Annotated in this window: 14 protein-coding genes; 12 read left to right on the forward strand and 2 right to left on the reverse strand. The window is 45.9% G+C overall.

Annotation, left to right across the window (positions count from 1 at the left end):
* Window positions 1–81: 81 nt before the first annotated feature.
* Window positions 82–1,206 (reverse strand): alanine dehydrogenase, encoded by a 1,125-nt coding sequence (gene ald / locus IJ23_RS00695; RefSeq protein WP_005378241.1) that lies wholly within the window; start codon window positions 1,204–1,206, stop codon window positions 82–84.
* A gap of 156 nt (window positions 1,207–1,362) precedes the next feature.
* On the opposite strand from ald, the gene lrp reads away from it, so the two are divergent.
* From lrp to IJ23_RS00735, 8 genes are all read left to right on the forward strand, one after another.
* Entirely contained in the window at window positions 1,363–1,857 is a 495-nt protein-coding gene (lrp, locus tag IJ23_RS00700) for a leucine-responsive transcriptional regulator Lrp (RefSeq protein WP_005378234.1), read from the forward strand.
* A 152-nt stretch (window positions 1,858–2,009) separates the two neighbouring features.
* On the forward strand, window positions 2,010–5,057 hold the full coding sequence (locus tag IJ23_RS00705) for a DNA translocase FtsK 4TM domain-containing protein (protein ID WP_033905074.1): 3,048 nt from the start codon (window positions 2,010–2,012) through the stop codon (window positions 5,055–5,057).
* A 61-nt stretch (window positions 5,058–5,118) separates the two neighbouring features.
* Entirely contained in the window at window positions 5,119–5,745 is a 627-nt protein-coding gene (gene lolA, locus IJ23_RS00710) for an outer membrane lipoprotein chaperone LolA (RefSeq protein ID WP_033905075.1), read from the forward strand.
* A complete protein-coding gene (locus tag IJ23_RS00715; RefSeq protein WP_020196990.1) occupies window positions 5,746–7,101 on the forward strand; it encodes a replication-associated recombination protein A in 1,356 nt (451 codons plus the stop codon). It begins immediately after the preceding gene.
* Window positions 7,102–7,192: 91 nt separating this feature from the next.
* Complete coding sequence (serS, locus tag IJ23_RS00720) at window positions 7,193–8,500, forward strand: serine--tRNA ligase (RefSeq protein ID WP_005378225.1); 1,308 nt, start codon at window positions 7,193–7,195, stop codon at window positions 8,498–8,500.
* Between the two features lie 206 nt (window positions 8,501–8,706).
* The gene (locus IJ23_RS00725) at window positions 8,707–9,438 is read left to right on the forward strand and encodes a hypothetical protein (protein WP_033905076.1); all 732 of its coding nucleotides are present in this window, start codon (window positions 8,707–8,709) and stop codon (window positions 9,436–9,438) included.
* Window positions 9,432–9,872, forward strand: coding sequence for a hypothetical protein (locus IJ23_RS00730; protein WP_033905077.1), 441 nt, complete (start codon window positions 9,432–9,434; stop codon window positions 9,870–9,872). Before IJ23_RS00725 ends, IJ23_RS00730 begins: the two co-directional genes overlap by 7 nt.
* Before the next feature lie 137 nt (window positions 9,873–10,009).
* On the forward strand, window positions 10,010–10,276 hold the full coding sequence (locus tag IJ23_RS00735; protein WP_033905078.1) for a DksA/TraR family C4-type zinc finger protein: 267 nt from the start codon (window positions 10,010–10,012) through the stop codon (window positions 10,274–10,276).
* A gap of 69 nt (window positions 10,277–10,345) precedes the next feature.
* On the opposite strand, the gene bioA is transcribed toward IJ23_RS00735, so the two are convergent.
* Window positions 10,346–11,626 carry an adenosylmethionine--8-amino-7-oxononanoate transaminase gene (gene bioA, locus IJ23_RS00740; RefSeq protein ID WP_033905079.1) on the reverse strand — a complete coding sequence of 427 codons (1,281 nt, stop codon included), beginning with the start codon at window positions 11,624–11,626 and terminating at the stop codon, window positions 10,346–10,348.
* Window positions 11,627–11,756: 130 nt separating this feature from the next.
* Between bioA and bioB the strand changes: the two genes are divergently transcribed.
* Genes bioB through bioD form a run of 4 tightly spaced genes read left to right on the forward strand, consistent with a single transcriptional unit; the run spans window position 11,757 to window position 15,451 of the window.
* Entirely contained in the window at window positions 11,757–12,809 is a 1,053-nt protein-coding gene (gene bioB / locus IJ23_RS00745) for a biotin synthase BioB (RefSeq protein WP_005378222.1), read from the forward strand.
* Complete coding sequence (bioF, locus tag IJ23_RS00750) at window positions 12,796–13,947, forward strand: 8-amino-7-oxononanoate synthase (protein WP_033905081.1); 1,152 nt, start codon at window positions 12,796–12,798, stop codon at window positions 13,945–13,947. The genes bioB and bioF overlap by 14 nt, the downstream gene beginning before the upstream one ends.
* Complete coding sequence (gene bioC / locus IJ23_RS00755) at window positions 13,947–14,768, forward strand: malonyl-ACP O-methyltransferase BioC (RefSeq protein WP_005388087.1); 822 nt, start codon at window positions 13,947–13,949, stop codon at window positions 14,766–14,768. Before bioF ends, bioC begins: the two co-directional genes overlap by 1 nt.
* Window positions 14,765–15,451: a dethiobiotin synthase gene (gene bioD, locus IJ23_RS00760; RefSeq protein ID WP_005378217.1), complete on the forward strand. Its 687-nt coding sequence runs from the start codon at window positions 14,765–14,767 to the stop codon at window positions 15,449–15,451. Before bioC ends, bioD begins: the two co-directional genes overlap by 4 nt.
* The last annotated feature ends 43 nt before the right edge of the window (window positions 15,452–15,494 follow it).

Here is a 15,494-nt window from a genome sequence, read left to right on the forward strand (position 1 = left end):
GCCAAACGCTCTATATGAAAAAGCCCACTTATGAGTGGGCTTTTGTAAACAAAACGTGACAAGTTATGTTTTATTTTGTCATTAATTAAACATAGCGATAGCTTGAGTTGGTTCAACGTATTCCAAGTCAAAGCTTTCTGCTACTTCTTTACACGTTACTTTTCCGTGAATAACGTTTAGACCTTCAAGGAAGCCTTTATCTTCTAGAAGTGCTTCGCGGTAGCCTTTATTTGCTAACTTCACGATGTATGGAAGTGTAGCGTTGTTGAGTGCAAATGTTGAAGTGCGAGCAACTGCGCCAGGCATATTTGCTACACAGTAGTGAACCACTTCATCAACGATGTAAGTTGGATCTGCGTGAGTTGTCGCGTGCGAAGTTTCGAAACAACCGCCTTGGTCAATTGCCACGTCAACCACTGCCGCACCAGGCTTCATCTTAGCAATGTGCTCTTTAGTGACCAGTTTAGGTGCTGCTGCGCCAGGAATTAGAACGGCACCGATAACAAGGTCCGCTTCTAGAACATGCTTCTCGATAGCGTCTTCAGTAGAATAAACCACTTTTGCGCGACCTTGGAATTCTTCGTCAAGCTTACGAAGTGTGTCTACGTTACGGTCTAGAATGGTGACGTCAGCGCGAAGGCCAACCGCCATACGAGCAGCGTTTGCACCAACAACGCCACCACCAACGATAACGACTTTTGCAGGTTCAACACCAGGTACGCCGCCTAGGAGCAGACCACGACCGCCGTGCGATTTTTCCAACGTTTGCGCACCAGCTTGGATAGACATCCGACCTGCCACTTCTGACATTGGTGCTAACAGTGGCAAACGACCCATATTATCTGTTACAGTCTCATAGGCTATACAGACAGCTTTGCTCTTGATTAGCTCATCAGTTTGTGGAAAATCTGGTGCTAGGTGTAAATAAGTAAATAAAATTTGCCCTTCGCGGAGCATTGCTCTCTCTACTGCTTGGGGTTCTTTTACTTTTACAATCATGTCTGCTTGCGCAAATACGTCAGCAGCATGAGGGAGAATGGATGCGCCGACAGCGATGTAATCATCGTCTGAAAAACCAATGCCGGCACCTGCATTGGTCTCAACTAAAACTTGGTGACCATGTGAGATGAGTTCTCTCACGCTAGCTGGGATCATACCAACACGATATTCGTGATTCTTGATTTCCTTAGGTACGCCAATGATCATCCTGTATCCTCTTTCTATAATGGTTGTATTAACTGTTAGTAGGGTGTTATTGTCGAATTAATAACTAGTATAGTTATAGATTTGTAAAATTTGGCACCAAATATTAAAAAGTTGTAGTATATTTTTTTGCAAGGAAGTAATAAGGTGGAATAAAAAATGGCAGACAACTATAAAAAGCCGTCCAAGGAACTAGACCGTATCGACCGCAACATTCTTAATGAGCTGCAGAAAGACGGTCGTATTTCAAACGTTGAGCTTTCAAAACGTGTGGGACTTTCTCCAACGCCATGTTTGGAGCGTGTACGTCGCTTAGAGCGTCAGGGGTATATCACAGGGTATACTGCATTATTGAATCCGCAGTTCCTGGATGCATCACTATTAGTATTCGTTGAGATTACGCTAAACCGTGGTGCGCCGGATGTGTTTGAGCAGTTTAACTCAGCTGTTCAAAAGCTAGACGACATACAAGAGTGTCATCTTGTTTCAGGTGACTTTGACTATCTTCTTAAAACCCGTGTATCAGATATGGGTGCTTACCGCCGACTATTGGGCGATACGTTACTACGTCTACCTGGCGTAAATGACACTCGCACATACGTTGTTATGGAAGAAGTGAAACAATCTAACCAGCTTGTGATCAAAACTCGTTAATTTCTTGCAAAGAAAGCGGTATATGCTTCCGCTTTCGCCAGAGAGTAATTGGGTTTTTCTCCTTGATATGGTTAAATCAATTTACCGAGCGGCTTGATGCCGCTCGGAATGTTTTGCAATTTCCTATTTCATTTCCATATTCAAGTTGATTTATGTTCAAAGAGAACGCAAAGAAAGTCGAAACCATTATCAAAACCAGTGAAGAGCCCCAGTCTTCACGCTTAAATGGCTTCCAACGCTTAAAAGAGTGCTGCTTTATCGTTGGCGTTCTTAGCTCGGTATTGCTTGCGGTTGCACTATTTACCTTCAGTCCGGCCGATCCTTCTTGGTCCCAAACCGCATGGGGAGGGGATATCGATAATGCTGGTGGCCTTTTCGGCGCTTGGCTAGCCGATACTCTATTCTTCACATTTGGCTCTCTCGCTTACCCAATCCCTTTCTTGCTAGCGGCGGCTGCATGGGTGATTTGCCGTAAACGAGGAGAAGATGAGCCCATTGATTTCATGCTATGGGGTACAAGGCTGCTCGGTCTGGTCGTCCTTATTATGACCAGTTGCGGTCTTGCCGATATTAATTTTGATGACATTTGGTATTTTTCATCCGGAGGTGTGGTCGGGGATGTGTTGTCTAGCCTCGCTTTACCTACATTGAATGTACTCGGTACCACATTGGTATTGCTGTTCTTGTGGGGAGCGGGCTTTACGCTCTTCACTGGCATCTCATGGCTTAACATCGTGGAATGGCTTGGTGATCGTGCGTTAGCACTAATTGCCGCGCTTGCAAATAAGGCAAGAGGTTCAGAGCAGGAAGTTTTAGAACCTCAGCTTGATGAGTTTGTAGAAGACAAAGTCTCTACGCCTAAACATAATGTAGATTATGAAATTGATGATGAGCCGCTTCCTCATTTAACGGCATACGACGTCGATGAACCGAAAGAATCGGCGCCAGCGCATGAGTATCCTATTTATATGCCGCAAGCGAAACCTGATAAGCCTGCGGAACAGGCGATGGTAGAACCGACGCCACCACAACGCAAGGCTACGGTTAATGCTGCGCCAGTTTATGCTGAACCTGAGCCTCAAACACAACCTATCCATACGGTTAACACTGATAACGTTGATCCGCTCTTGGAACGCACCAAGCAACTGAATGTTACGATAGAAGAGCTTGAAGCAGCGGCGCAACAAGCAGATGACTGGGGAACTGAAGAACAGGCAGCCCCATCATTTGCAGACACTTACTCTTCCTATGTAGAGCCACATACAGCTACAGAAGAACCGATCAGTGTTGAACCAGATTATGCGGAGTACGAACAATTTGAAGCAGAGCAAGTACAGCAGCCAAGTATTGAGCATCCTGTACATGAAGAGCCTGCAATTGATTCTGCTGTATTAGATAGCATCACGGCGCAAACAGAATCGAGCCAACATATTGAGCCTACGATCTCTGACTTTGATGTGTTAGATGATGAAGACGAAGTGGAATCTCAGCCTGCACAGCAAGCACAGCCAACAACGCCTCATCAGCAAGTTGCAACACCTTCAACAACATTTGAACCTGCACCTCAAAAAGTGGAGGTGGAAGAGGTCCAAGACAACGACCAAGATGTTACCGCATTCCAAGATATGGTTTCCAATGCGCAAGCCAAAGTCGCTGCAACACAGAACCCATTTTTGGTACAGAAAGAAGAAAACTTGCCAGTTCCGGAAGAGCCACTCCCAACGCTCGAGTTGCTTTATCATCCAGAAAAACGTGAAAACTTTATCGACCGTGATGCGCTAGAGCAGGTCGCTCGATTGGTAGAGAGCAAACTCGCTGACTACAAAATCAAAGCCGATGTGGTTGGTATTTATCCTGGTCCAGTGATCACTCGTTTTGAGCTTGATTTGGCGCCAGGGGTGAAAGTAAGTCGTATTTCTGGTCTTTCAACTGACTTAGCGCGTGCATTGTCTGCGATGGCGGTACGTGTTGTGGAAGTAATCCCTGGCAAGCCTTACATCGGTTTGGAACTGCCAAACATGAGTCGTCAGACGGTCTATTTATCTGATGTCATCAGTAGCCCTCAGTTTGAGCAAGCAACGTCACCAACAACGGTTGTGCTAGGTCAAGACATTGCGGGCGAAGCTGTGGTGGCAGATCTTGCGAAGATGCCTCACGTGTTAGTAGCAGGTACAACAGGTTCTGGTAAGTCGGTGGGTGTGAACGTGATGATTTTGAGCATGCTGTATAAAGCAGGTCCAGAAGATGTACGCTTCATCATGATTGACCCGAAAATGCTAGAGCTTTCTATTTATGAAGGTATCCCTCATCTTCTTTCTGAAGTTGTGACTGATATGAAAGACGCATCAAATGCTCTGCGTTGGTGTGTGGGCGAGATGGAACGTCGTTACAAATTGATGTCGGCATTAGGTGTACGTAATGTGAAGGGCTTCAACGAAAAATTGAAGATGGCAGCAGAAGCGGGCCACCCAATCCATGACCCGTTCTGGCAAGAAGGCGACAGCATGGATACTGAACCGCCATTGCTAGAAAAGCTGCCTTACATCGTCGTTGTTGTTGACGAATTTGCTGACCTAATGATGGTGGTAGGTAAGAAAGTTGAAGAACTGATTGCTCGCTTGGCGCAAAAAGCGCGTGCGGCAGGTATTCACTTAATTCTTGCGACTCAGCGTCCATCGGTTGATGTTATTACCGGTCTAATTAAAGCGAACATTCCAACTCGTGTTGCGTTTACGGTATCGACTAAAACGGACTCTCGTACAATCCTAGATCAAGGCGGCGCAGAATCACTACTTGGTATGGGTGATATGTTGTATCTACCGCCGGGATCAAGTCATACAACTCGTGTTCACGGTGCATTTGCATCAGATGATGATGTTCATGCTGTTGTAAACAACTGGAAAGCGCGTGGTAAACCGAACTACATTGAAGAGATCATCAGTGGAGATCAAACTCCAGAAAGTCTATTGCCAGGTGAGCAAATGGAAGCGGATGAAGATGTAGACCCGCTCTTCGATCAAGTTGTTGAGCACGTGGTTCAATCACGTCGAGGTTCGGTTTCCGGAGTTCAGCGCCGATTTAAGATAGGTTACAACCGTGCCGCCCGTATTGTAGAGCAGCTTGAAGCTCAGGGCATCGTAAGTGCTCCGGGTCATAACGGTAACCGTGAAGTACTGGCACCTGCGCCACCAAAAGATTAATGAACTTGTGTTACTCACCTCAGTCCAACTGAGGTGAGTGGTTCTAATAATAGGTATCTGAATGAAAAAACTATTTTCAGCGAAACTTTTCTCTGCGCTTGTTTTAAGCTTTTCCCTCTTCTCTACTGCGCACGCAGCGTCTCCTAAAGATGAATTAAACAAACGCCTTTCTATGAATGATGGCTTTAGTGCGGATTTCTCTCAGCAGGTTATCAGCCCTGAAGGCGAAACGGTGATGGAAGGAGAAGGTACGGTTGAAATTGCCCGCCCAAGCCTGTTCCGTTGGAGTACAACATTCCCTGATGAGAACCTATTGGTCTCTGACGGTAAGACATTGTGGTACTACAGCCCATTCATCGAGCAAGTGAGCATCTACTGGCAAGAGCAAGCAACAGAGCAAACGCCATTTGTTTTGCTAACGCGTAACCGAGCAAGTGATTGGAATAACTACAAAATATCTCAAAAAGGTGACCAGTTTACTCTCGTTCCTACCGCAGTAGACTCCACACAAGGTCAATTCCAGATTAATATTGATGCCAAAGGTGTCGTGAAAGGCTTCAACGTGGTTGAGCAAGACGGTCAAAAAGGTTTGTTCACCTTTAACAACGTGAAGCTGGGTAAACCAAAAGCAGACAGATTCACATTCACAATTCCAAAAGGTGTGGAAGTGGATGACCAAAGGAATTAATTGGTAGTGAGTAATTACACATTAGATTTCTCGGGGGACGAAGATTTTCGTCCCCTTGCTGCTCGTATGAGACCGGAAACAATCGAGCAATACATTGGACAACAGCACATTTTAGGCCCTGGTAAGCCACTGCGCCGTGCGCTAGAGGCGGGTCACATTCACTCTATGATCCTTTGGGGACCACCAGGCACAGGCAAAACGACATTAGCGGAAGTGGCTGCAAACTATGCCAATGCTGAAGTTGAGCGCGTGTCTGCCGTAACATCTGGTGTGAAAGAAATCCGTGCAGCAATCGAGAAAGCACGTGAGAATAAAATGGCGGGTCGCCGCACCATCTTGTTTGTGGATGAGGTGCATCGCTTCAACAAATCTCAGCAAGACGCATTTTTGCCGCATATTGAAGATGGCACGGTTACCTTTATTGGAGCGACGACAGAAAACCCATCGTTTGAGCTAAACAACGCATTGCTGTCACGTGCGCGTGTGTACAAGCTAACGTCTCTCGACAAAGATGAAATCTCGTTGGCGTTGAACCAAGCCATAAGCGACAAAGAACGTGGGCTGGGTAATACACCTGCACACTTCGCTGATAACGTATTAGACCGTCTAGCAGAACTGGTAAACGGTGATGCTCGTATGTCTCTCAATTATCTTGAGCTCCTCTACGATATGGCAGAAGACAATGCGCAGGGTGAAAAAGAGATCACGCTTAAGTTGCTTGCGGAAGTAGCAGGGGAGAAGGTCTCTCGCTTCGATAACAAAGGTGACATCTGGTACGACTTAATCTCTGCGGTTCACAAATCAATTCGTGGCTCAAACCCAGATGCTGCGCTGTATTGGTCTGCGCGTATGATTGCAGCGGGATGTGATCCTCTTTATATTGCCCGTCGATTACTTGCGATAGCATCGGAAGATGTAGGTAATGCTGACCCTCGCGCAATGCAAGTGGCACTGTCTGCTTGGGATTGCTTTACCCGAGTTGGTCCAGCAGAAGGTGAACGTGCGATTGCACAGGCGATCGTGTACTTAGCGTGTGCGCCAAAAAGTAATGCGGTATACGTGGCGTGGAAACAAGCGCTCACAGACGCTCATAACTTACCTGAATATGAAGTGCCGCATCACCTTCGAAATGCGCCAACCAGTTTGATGAAAGACATGGGTTATGGGGCTGAGTATCGTTATGCTCACGATGAGCCTGGTGCTTACGCAGCAGGTGAGCAATATTTGCCGCCTGAAATGGGCGATCGTAGGTACTATCAGCCGACAAATCGTGGTCTGGAGACCAAAATCGGCGAAAAGTTAGATTACTTGGCTACTTTAGACGCAAATAGCCCACAAAAGCGCTATGAAAAGTAGGCGTTTTTGGATACATTTGTTTAGTAAATTTTTTTAACGCGTACGCTTGGAAAGTGCGCGTGATTTCACAACAAAAAGCATAGGATTAACAATGCTGGATTCTAAATTACTTCGTACAGAGCTGGATGAAACAGCTGCTAAACTGGCGCGTCGTGGCTTTAAGCTAGACGTAGATACTATTCGTAAACTTGAAGAACAACGTAAGTCCATTCAAGTAGAAGTAGAAAATTTACAATCCACGCGTAACTCCATCTCCAAGCAAATCGGCCAAAAAATGGCGGCTGGCGACAAAGAAGGCGCAGAAGAGATCAAGAAACAAATCGGTACGCTAGGTAGCGATCTTGATGCGAAGAAAGTTGAACTTGAGCAAGTAATGGCTCAACTAGACGAATTCACGCTTTCTGTACCAAACATCCCAGCAGATGAAGTGCCAGATGGCAAAGATGAAAACGACAACGTTGAAATCTCTCGTTGGGGTGAGCCAAAGTCTTACGACTTCGAACTGAAAGATCACGTTGACCTAGGCGAAATGGGCGACGGTCTAGACTTCGCAAGTGCAGTTAAGATCACTGGCGCACGTTTCATCGTGATGAAAGGCCAATTCGCTCGTCTACACCGTGCAATCGCTCAGTTTATGCTAGATCTTCACACTGAAGAGCACGGCTACACAGAAATGTACGTACCTTACCTAGTAAACTCTGACAGCCTATTCGGTACTGGTCAGCTTCCTAAGTTCGGTAAAGACCTTTTCCACACAGAGCCTCTAGCGGAAAAAGTAAACGACGAAGAGCCACGTAAACTGTCTCTAATCCCTACTGCAGAAGTACCTGTAACGAACCTAGTTCGTGACACGATTTCTGACGAAGCGGATCTACCAATTAAGATGACAGCGCACACGCCATGTTTCCGCTCAGAAGCAGGTTCTTACGGTCGTGATACTCGTGGTCTTATTCGTATGCACCAGTTCGACAAAGTTGAGCTAGTACAAATCACTAAGCCAGAAGATTCAATGAACGCACTAGAAGAGCTAACAGGTCACGCTGAGAAAGTTCTACAACTTCTTGAGCTTCCTTACCGTAAAGTGGTTCTATGTACAGGTGACATGGGCTTTGGCGCTCGTAAGACTTACGACCTAGAAGTTTGGGTTCCTGCTCAAGAAACTTACCGTGAGATCTCTTCATGTTCTAACATGTGGGATTTCCAAGCTCGTCGTATGCAAGCGCGTTTCCGTCGTAAAGGCGAGAAGAAACCTGAGCTTGTACACACGCTAAACGGTTCTGGTCTTGCTGTAGGTCGTACAATGGTTGCTATCCTAGAAAACAACCAAGAAGCAGACGGCCGCATTGCAATCCCTACAGTACTTCAGAAGTACATGGCGGGCGCAACGCACATCGGTTAATTCATTAACCACTAGAACACCAAAACCCAGCCTTTGCGCTGGGTTTTTTGTTATCTGCGTCGAGTGAAAATACGTTGTTATGTAATTAGCACACGCATTAGTGACGAGCTCGCCCAGAATCTGGCAGTAGGAGATAAATGATATTTTTCTAAGCGGTTTTTCACGTGACAAGCTAACGTCCTCATTTGTCTTTGTTGTTAAACGTTATGCCAGTAAATCATTTTTTATTACGTGTTATTTTTGCGCTTACCTTGCTTGTTTTCGGGAGGGTTATCGCAAGTGAACTTATTCAACCTCAATACTTAGATAGTGAGCGAACCGAACGCTTTTTTGCGCGCGAATTAGCACAACCATCCGAAGAAAGTATGCAGCTGCGTAATTCACTCGACTGGGGATATGGGCTTGAGTTGGCAAATGCGTCTGGCGATACGAAATCGGTGTCTAATTGCAAAGACTTAGCTACTGCAAACTCTGCGGGTTTTACTGCGGCTAAAGCTTATGAATACGGCGTGTTTAAAGCGTATTTAACTCAGTGTCAAACATGGAGTGAGATGGCAAAGTTAACCGCCTCCAAGCGCTCATTTATATCGAAATTTAAGTTAGACGATAACTTTCCTAATTTAACCCCAAGTGCGCTTGCTTTTGTTATTTCTAACGAAAGTGCTGAGAAAGCAAAGACACTATCAACGTGGGATGAAGCAGACCATATCCAAAGAACTCATGTCTCCAGTGAAGTGAGAGCAGAGTACTTCGACGCGACCGATGGCTTTCAAGTCATTACGATTGTAGCAAAAGGTGATTACAACGCTGACGGCATCGAGGATATCGTTATTGAGAAAGAGAATAGTGTACTCAGTGGCTCGTATTCATCTTCACATGGATATGTATTAACCCGTATGTCTGAACAGTCGCTATTTAAGGTGTTGGCTGAATGGTAATGAAACGATTGGCGGTCACTTGGGGGGTAAGTATTGCCATTATGAGCACATTTGCTGTTGCTAGCACCTCGCCTAGAAAAGTCTTTGAATGTTCAGTAAACCAAACTATGAACTTTAGTATTTCGATAGATCAAGCCAAAGGCGGGCTTATCCTTTATAAGTCTATTGCAAATAAAAGCCCAGTTTTACAGCGGATAAAACCTCAAGATTATCGTGTCGAACATTACCATCGAGCATTGGTAGATGAGAAGTCACTGGAATTTAGTATTGGTGAGCGGGTCATATTAGTCAGTGAGTACTTTAGCGAGGAGTTTGGTGAGGTAGAGAAGATACTCAGTGTTACTTTGAGAGAGCCTGAACAAATCCAGTACTTTGAATGTGAGGAAGGAAGTATGAGTAACCTTGCATTGCTTTTCCATGAGAGTGCCGAATAATCGATTACAGAGTGATTATTACCAAAACGTAATAGTGTTTTCGAGTTTACCCTAATTATCTTGTTATTTGTAATCGATATAATCATCCACCTTACCACGGTAAGTAGATTTTCTCATTCAAGTAACGAGGAGGGCTTATGGCCGTAGGGTGGGCAAACGACGATAGCGTCAGCCAACAAATTCAAAACACAATAGACGACGAGATTTCCCGTGTTCGTGGCAGTATCACAAAGGGTGAGAGCACCCATTACTGCGATGAGTGTGGTGATGAGATCCCAGAAGCGCGTCGTCTTGCAATGAAAGGCGTTCGTTTGTGTATCGAATGTCAGTCAACAATCGAATTGGTATCTCAACGCCAAGCATTGTTCAATCGACGAGCGAGTAAAGACAGTCAACTTCGATAGCTTTACTGCTCTAATAAATAACGAGACGGTTTGAGTCTCATACTCAAACCGTTTTCGTATTGAATGGAACTATGAAGCGAAGCAGTCTTTACGTTGCAACGCTGCATCAATCGCGTTAACTAGCTTCTCAATATCTTCTGGCTTGCTGATGAACGGCGGCATCATATAAATCAGTTTGCCAAATGGACGAATCCACACTCCGTGTTCAACAAACAAGGCTTGGATGGTTTCCATATTCACAGGGCGAAGCGTCTCCACTACGCCAATAGCACCCAACCAACGGGTGTTTTTCACCAAGTCGTATTCTTCAAGTTTTGGTAGTAACTCAGAAAACAGCGTTTCAATTTGTTGGGTTTGTTGCTTCCAATCACCTTGCTCGATCAATTCCAAACTTGCAGTAGCTACGGCACAAGCGAGTGGATTCCCCATAAAGGTTGGACCGTGCATAAAACAACCAGCATCACCACCACAAACAGTGTCTGCTACGTGTTTGCTCGCGAGGGTCGCAGAGAGGGTCATGTAGCCGCCAGTAAGTGCTTTCCCGACACACAGAATGTCTGGTTGAATATCCGCATGTTCGCAGGCAAACAATTTACCTGTGCGTCCAAAACCGGTAGCGATCTCATCTGCAATCAATAACAGACCGTATTTGTCGCAAAGTCTACGCACGCCTTTGAGAAATTCTGGATGGTAGATGCGCATGCCGCCTGCGCCTTGAACAATAGGTTCTAGGATCACCGCAGCAAGTTCTTGATGGTGCGTCTCAATCTTGTGCTCGAAGTCGGTAAGGTCTTCTGGCTTCCATTCATCCCAATAACCACAAGTTGGTGACTCCGCAAAGATATGCTCAGGCAAAAAGCCTTTGTAGAGAGAGTGCATTGAGTTGTCAGGATCGGTGACCGACATCGCCGCAAACGTATCGCCGTGATAACCGTGTCGCAAAGTAAGAAACTTCGGTCGGCGTTCGCCTTTTGCATGCCAATATTGAAGTGCCATTTTTAAGCTGACTTCTACGGCAACAGAGCCTGAATCGGCAAGGAATACATGTTCAAGATTACTTGGTGCTAGGGATAGCAACTTCTTACACAAACTGATTGCTGGCTGGTGGGTAATCCCGCCAAACATCACGTGAGAGACCTTATCGATTTGCTGGTGAGCGGCTTGATTTAAGTGCGGATGGTTATAGCCGTGGATCGTCGACCACCAAGAAGACATGCCATCGACCAGCTCAGTACCATCTTCCAATTTAATGTGCACACCATTTGCCGATGCCACTGGGTAGCAGGTCAGAGGTGTCAATGTAGAAGTGTAAGGATGCCAGATATGCTGGCGGTCGAAGGCGAGATCCATGTGCGATTCCAATAATAGTTTAGATTAAAAAACAGACAGATGTAAACTTTGTTCTTTTGCGTCGTGTTGACAGTTTATCGAGACTCAGTAGACTGTCAACACAACAACAAAAGTGACTAAAGGAATACACGTGGAAGTTCGTCATAACTGGACGCATGCTGAAGTGCGCGATCTCATGGAAAAACCATTCATGGATCTCCTATTCGAAGCGCAGCTTGTACATCGTCAATATCAACAAACCAACCATGTTCAAGTAAGCACGCTTCTGTCGATTAAGACAGGTGCTTGTCCAGAAGATTGTAAGTACTGTCCTCAGAGTGCTCGTTACACCACAGACATCGAAAAAGAGCGTCTGATGGAAGTAGAACGCGTACTCGATGCTGCGCAAAAAGCCAAAAATGCTGGTTCTACTCGATTCTGTATGGGCGCAGCATGGAAAAACCCGAAAGAGCGTGACATGCCACATTTGACCGACATGATCAAAGGCGTGAAGGGCATGGGTTTAGAAACGTGTATGACATTAGGCATGCTGACGCCAGATCAAGCAAAGCAATTGGCAACCGCAGGTCTGGATTACTACAACCACAACCTAGATACCTCACCTGAATTTTACGGCAACATCATTACCACACGTACTTACCAAGACCGTTTAGATACTTTGTCTCACGTTCGTGATGCTGGCATGAAGATTTGTTCCGGTGGCATCATCGGCATGGGTGAAAGTGCTAACGACCGAGCTGGTTTGTTGGTTGAATTGGCTAACTTACCGGTACACCCTGAAAGCGTTCCAATCAACATGCTCGTGAAGGTAAAGGGGACACCACTGGAAGAAGTGGATGATGTTGAGCCTTTCGATTTCATTCGCCTGATTGCGATTGCACGAATCATGATGCCTCAATCAGCCGTTCGTTTATCCGCTGGCCGTGAAAACATGAACGAACAAATGCAAGCGCTGTGTTTTATGGCGGGTGCAAACTCCGTTTTCTATGGCTGCAAGCTTCTGACCACGCCAAACCCTTCTGAAGACAAAGACATGATGCTGTTCAACAAGCTCGGTATTAACAGCCAAGAGGTGTCTCAAAAGCCTGATGAAATCGAAGAAAACGAGTTACTCGATCGCGTCGTAGAGCGCGTTGCTGCCCGTCCGACAAAAGACGACCTTTTCTACGATGCCAGCGTTTAAATCTCGTATCGAGTCCGCCCTTGCTGAGCGTAAAACGCAAGGGTTGAATCGTTCTATGAATGTGGTGTTTGCCGGTAACCAGTCCGTTTTGGAACACGAAGGTAGACGCTACATTAATTTCTCAAGTAATGATTATTTGGGATTGGCTAATGACCAAGCGCTTGTTCGGGCTTGGCAGCAAGGTTTAAGCGTATATGGTAGTGGCAGTGGAGCATCACCGATGGTGACTGGCTTTAGTGCCGCGCACAGCAATTTAGAAGCCGCACTGACCGAATGGTTGGGTTACGACAGAGCAATTCTGTTTGGTTCTGGATTCAGTGCTAATCAAGCCTTGTTGTTCACCTTGTTGGAAAAATCAGACGTATTGATCCAAGACCGTTTGAACCATGCCTCACTGATGGAAGCGGGGGCGTTGTCACCAGCTAAGATGAAGCGCTTCAAACACAATGACATCGAGCACCTAAAGTCGCTGATTAATAGCGAAGACAACCATCTAGTTGTGACTGAAGGGGTATTCAGCATGGACGGCGACTGTGCGCCGCTTAGCGATATAGCTGAAGTCACTCGTAGTCATGATGCTTGGTTTGCTGTCGATGACGCTCATGGTATTGGCGTTCTTGGTCAATCCGGTGGTGGTTCTTGTGAGTTGGCAACGGTTAAACCCGAGATACTGATCGTTACTTTCGGCAAAGCGTTTGGTATGTCTGGCGCGGCTATTTTATGTGACCACGCAACGGGGGACTTTTTAACTCAGTTTGCTCGTCACCATGTGTATTCCACGGCGATACCGCCAGCACAAGCGTATGCGTTGACTCATGCAGTCTCGATGGTTCAAGAGCAGTCTTGGCGACGTGAAAAGCTCTCTGAGCTTAGTGAAGTGTATCGAGATAGCCTTAGCGACCTTGAGGGGTTTGTTGAGACTCAAACTTCGATTAAGCCCTTTTTGATTGGTGAATCTGAATTGGCTTTGCGAGTAGCAGGTGCTTGTCGCCAAAACGGTATTTGGGTGACTGCTATTCGCCCTCCGACGGTGCCTAAAGGAACGTCTCGTCTTCGAATCACACTCACTGCCAATCACACTAATGAACAAGTTAAAACGCTTTCAATTGCATTGAAGCAAGCATTAGGAGCGCTGTAATGGATAATGCAACTACCGCATTAGCGCAAACGCTCGCGTTAGAGAGTTTCCATCAAGATAAAGACGCGATTGCCTCTTCGTTTGGTAAAGCAGCAGAAACATACGATAAACATGCGGCTTTTCAACGTGATGTCGGGCATCAGCTGCTTGATAAACTTCCTGAAAACTTGACGGGAAAACGTGTATTGGATTTAGGTTGTGGCACGGGTTATTTCTCCCAACTACTTCAACAACGCGGTGCGGAAGTAGTCTGCGGCGATATCTCTCAAGCCATGTTAGATAAAGCAGAGCAGCGTTGTGGTGCAGTACGAATGCATTACCAAGTTGCTGATGCTGAAAACTTACCATTTGACGATGATAGCTTCGATTACGTGTTTTCAAGTTTAGCGCTGCAATGGTGTACAGATTTAAGTTACCCACTAAAAGAAGTGCGCCGCGTGCTAAAAAATGGTGGGAAAGCGTGGTTCTCTACACTGGTTGATGGATCACTGTATGAGCTGCGTGCATCATGGGAAAAAATTGATGCATATCAACACGTCAATAACTTTCTAACGCTCAATCAGGTAAAAATTGCGTTAGCGCAATCTCGATGTGACAGCCATCAACTAGACTTGACCACCATCACAGTTTGGTACGACTCTGCATTTTCAGTTATGCGTGACCTCAAAGGTATAGGTGCAAATCACGTAAGCGGGCGCTCACACGGTTTAACTAGTCGCGAGACTTTGTTAAAAGTTGAGCATGCGTACCAAGCGTTTAAAAACGATCAAGGTCTTCTACCTGCAAGTTATCAGGTTTGTTTTGGAGTAATACATCTATGATTGATGCTTTTTTTATTGCTGGTACGGATACTGATGTTGGAAAGACGGTAGCGTCTAAAGCCATTTTGCAAGCGATCGCAGCAAAAGGACTAAACACTATTGGTTATAAGCCAGTGGCAGCAGGGAGTGACAAGACTGAAGCGGGATGGCGCAACTCTGATGCTTTACACTTACAAGACGCCGCAACACTCGATGTGGCCTATGATGATGTGAACCCATACGCTTTAGAGTTGCCTGCTTCTCCCCACATTGCAGCGAAGCATGAACATGTCGAAATAAGTTACGATGTTCTGAGTCAAAAACTGGCTCAACATAAGCAGCAAGCCGATGTTGTTCTCGTTGAAGGTGCTGGAGGCTGGCGTGTGCCAGTATCCGATACGGACTGTTTATCTACATGGGTAAAAGAAGAGCAGTTACCTGTTGTACTGGTGGTTGGCATTAAATTAGGCTGTTTGAGCCACGCTTTACTCACAGCGGAGAGTATTAAAGCGGATGGTTTGAATCTTGTTGGCTGGGTGGCAAACCGCGTCAACCCAGGCACAGAGCACTACGCTGACATTATCGAGATGCTAGAAGCACGTATCGATGCACCTAAGCTTGGGGAAATTCCATATATTCCAAGTGCTAAACGTAAAGAGCTAGGCAAGTACATTAATGTAGAGCCGTTGCTAAACACTGACTAATGGTGTTTAGGGTAAAAGACTAAAAAACCAAAGGGCTGCGCAA

The sequence above is a fragment of the Vibrio sp. OY15 genome (assembly GCF_000742455.1).
Lineage (GTDB): Bacteria > Pseudomonadota > Gammaproteobacteria > Enterobacterales > Vibrionaceae > Vibrio > Vibrio alginolyticus.

What these genes read in the sequence shown, in the direction of transcription:
- ald (WP_005378241.1), bottom strand. Translation starts at nt 1,206, where the DNA reads ATGATCATTGGCGTACCTAAGGAAATCAAGAATCACGAATATCGTGTT.
- lrp (WP_005378234.1), top strand. Translation starts at nt 1,363, where the DNA reads ATGGCAGACAACTATAAAAAGCCGTCCAAGGAACTAGACCGTATCGAC.
- IJ23_RS00705 (WP_033905074.1), top strand. Translation starts at nt 2,010, where the DNA reads ATGTTCAAAGAGAACGCAAAGAAAGTCGAAACCATTATCAAAACCAGT.
- lolA (WP_033905075.1), top strand. Translation starts at nt 5,119, where the DNA reads ATGAAAAAACTATTTTCAGCGAAACTTTTCTCTGCGCTTGTTTTAAGC.
- serS (WP_005378225.1), top strand. Translation starts at nt 7,193, where the DNA reads ATGCTGGATTCTAAATTACTTCGTACAGAGCTGGATGAAACAGCTGCT.
- IJ23_RS00725 (WP_033905076.1), top strand. Translation starts at nt 8,707, where the DNA reads ATGCCAGTAAATCATTTTTTATTACGTGTTATTTTTGCGCTTACCTTG.
- IJ23_RS00730 (WP_033905077.1), top strand. Translation starts at nt 9,432, where the DNA reads ATGGTAATGAAACGATTGGCGGTCACTTGGGGGGTAAGTATTGCCATT.
- IJ23_RS00735 (WP_033905078.1), top strand. Translation starts at nt 10,010, where the DNA reads ATGGCCGTAGGGTGGGCAAACGACGATAGCGTCAGCCAACAAATTCAA.
- bioA (WP_033905079.1), bottom strand. Translation starts at nt 11,626, where the DNA reads ATGGATCTCGCCTTCGACCGCCAGCATATCTGGCATCCTTACACTTCT.
- bioF (WP_033905081.1), top strand. Translation starts at nt 12,796, where the DNA reads ATGCCAGCGTTTAAATCTCGTATCGAGTCCGCCCTTGCTGAGCGTAAA.
- bioC (WP_005388087.1), top strand. Translation starts at nt 13,947, where the DNA reads ATGGATAATGCAACTACCGCATTAGCGCAAACGCTCGCGTTAGAGAGT.
- bioD (WP_005378217.1), top strand. Translation starts at nt 14,765, where the DNA reads ATGATTGATGCTTTTTTTATTGCTGGTACGGATACTGATGTTGGAAAG.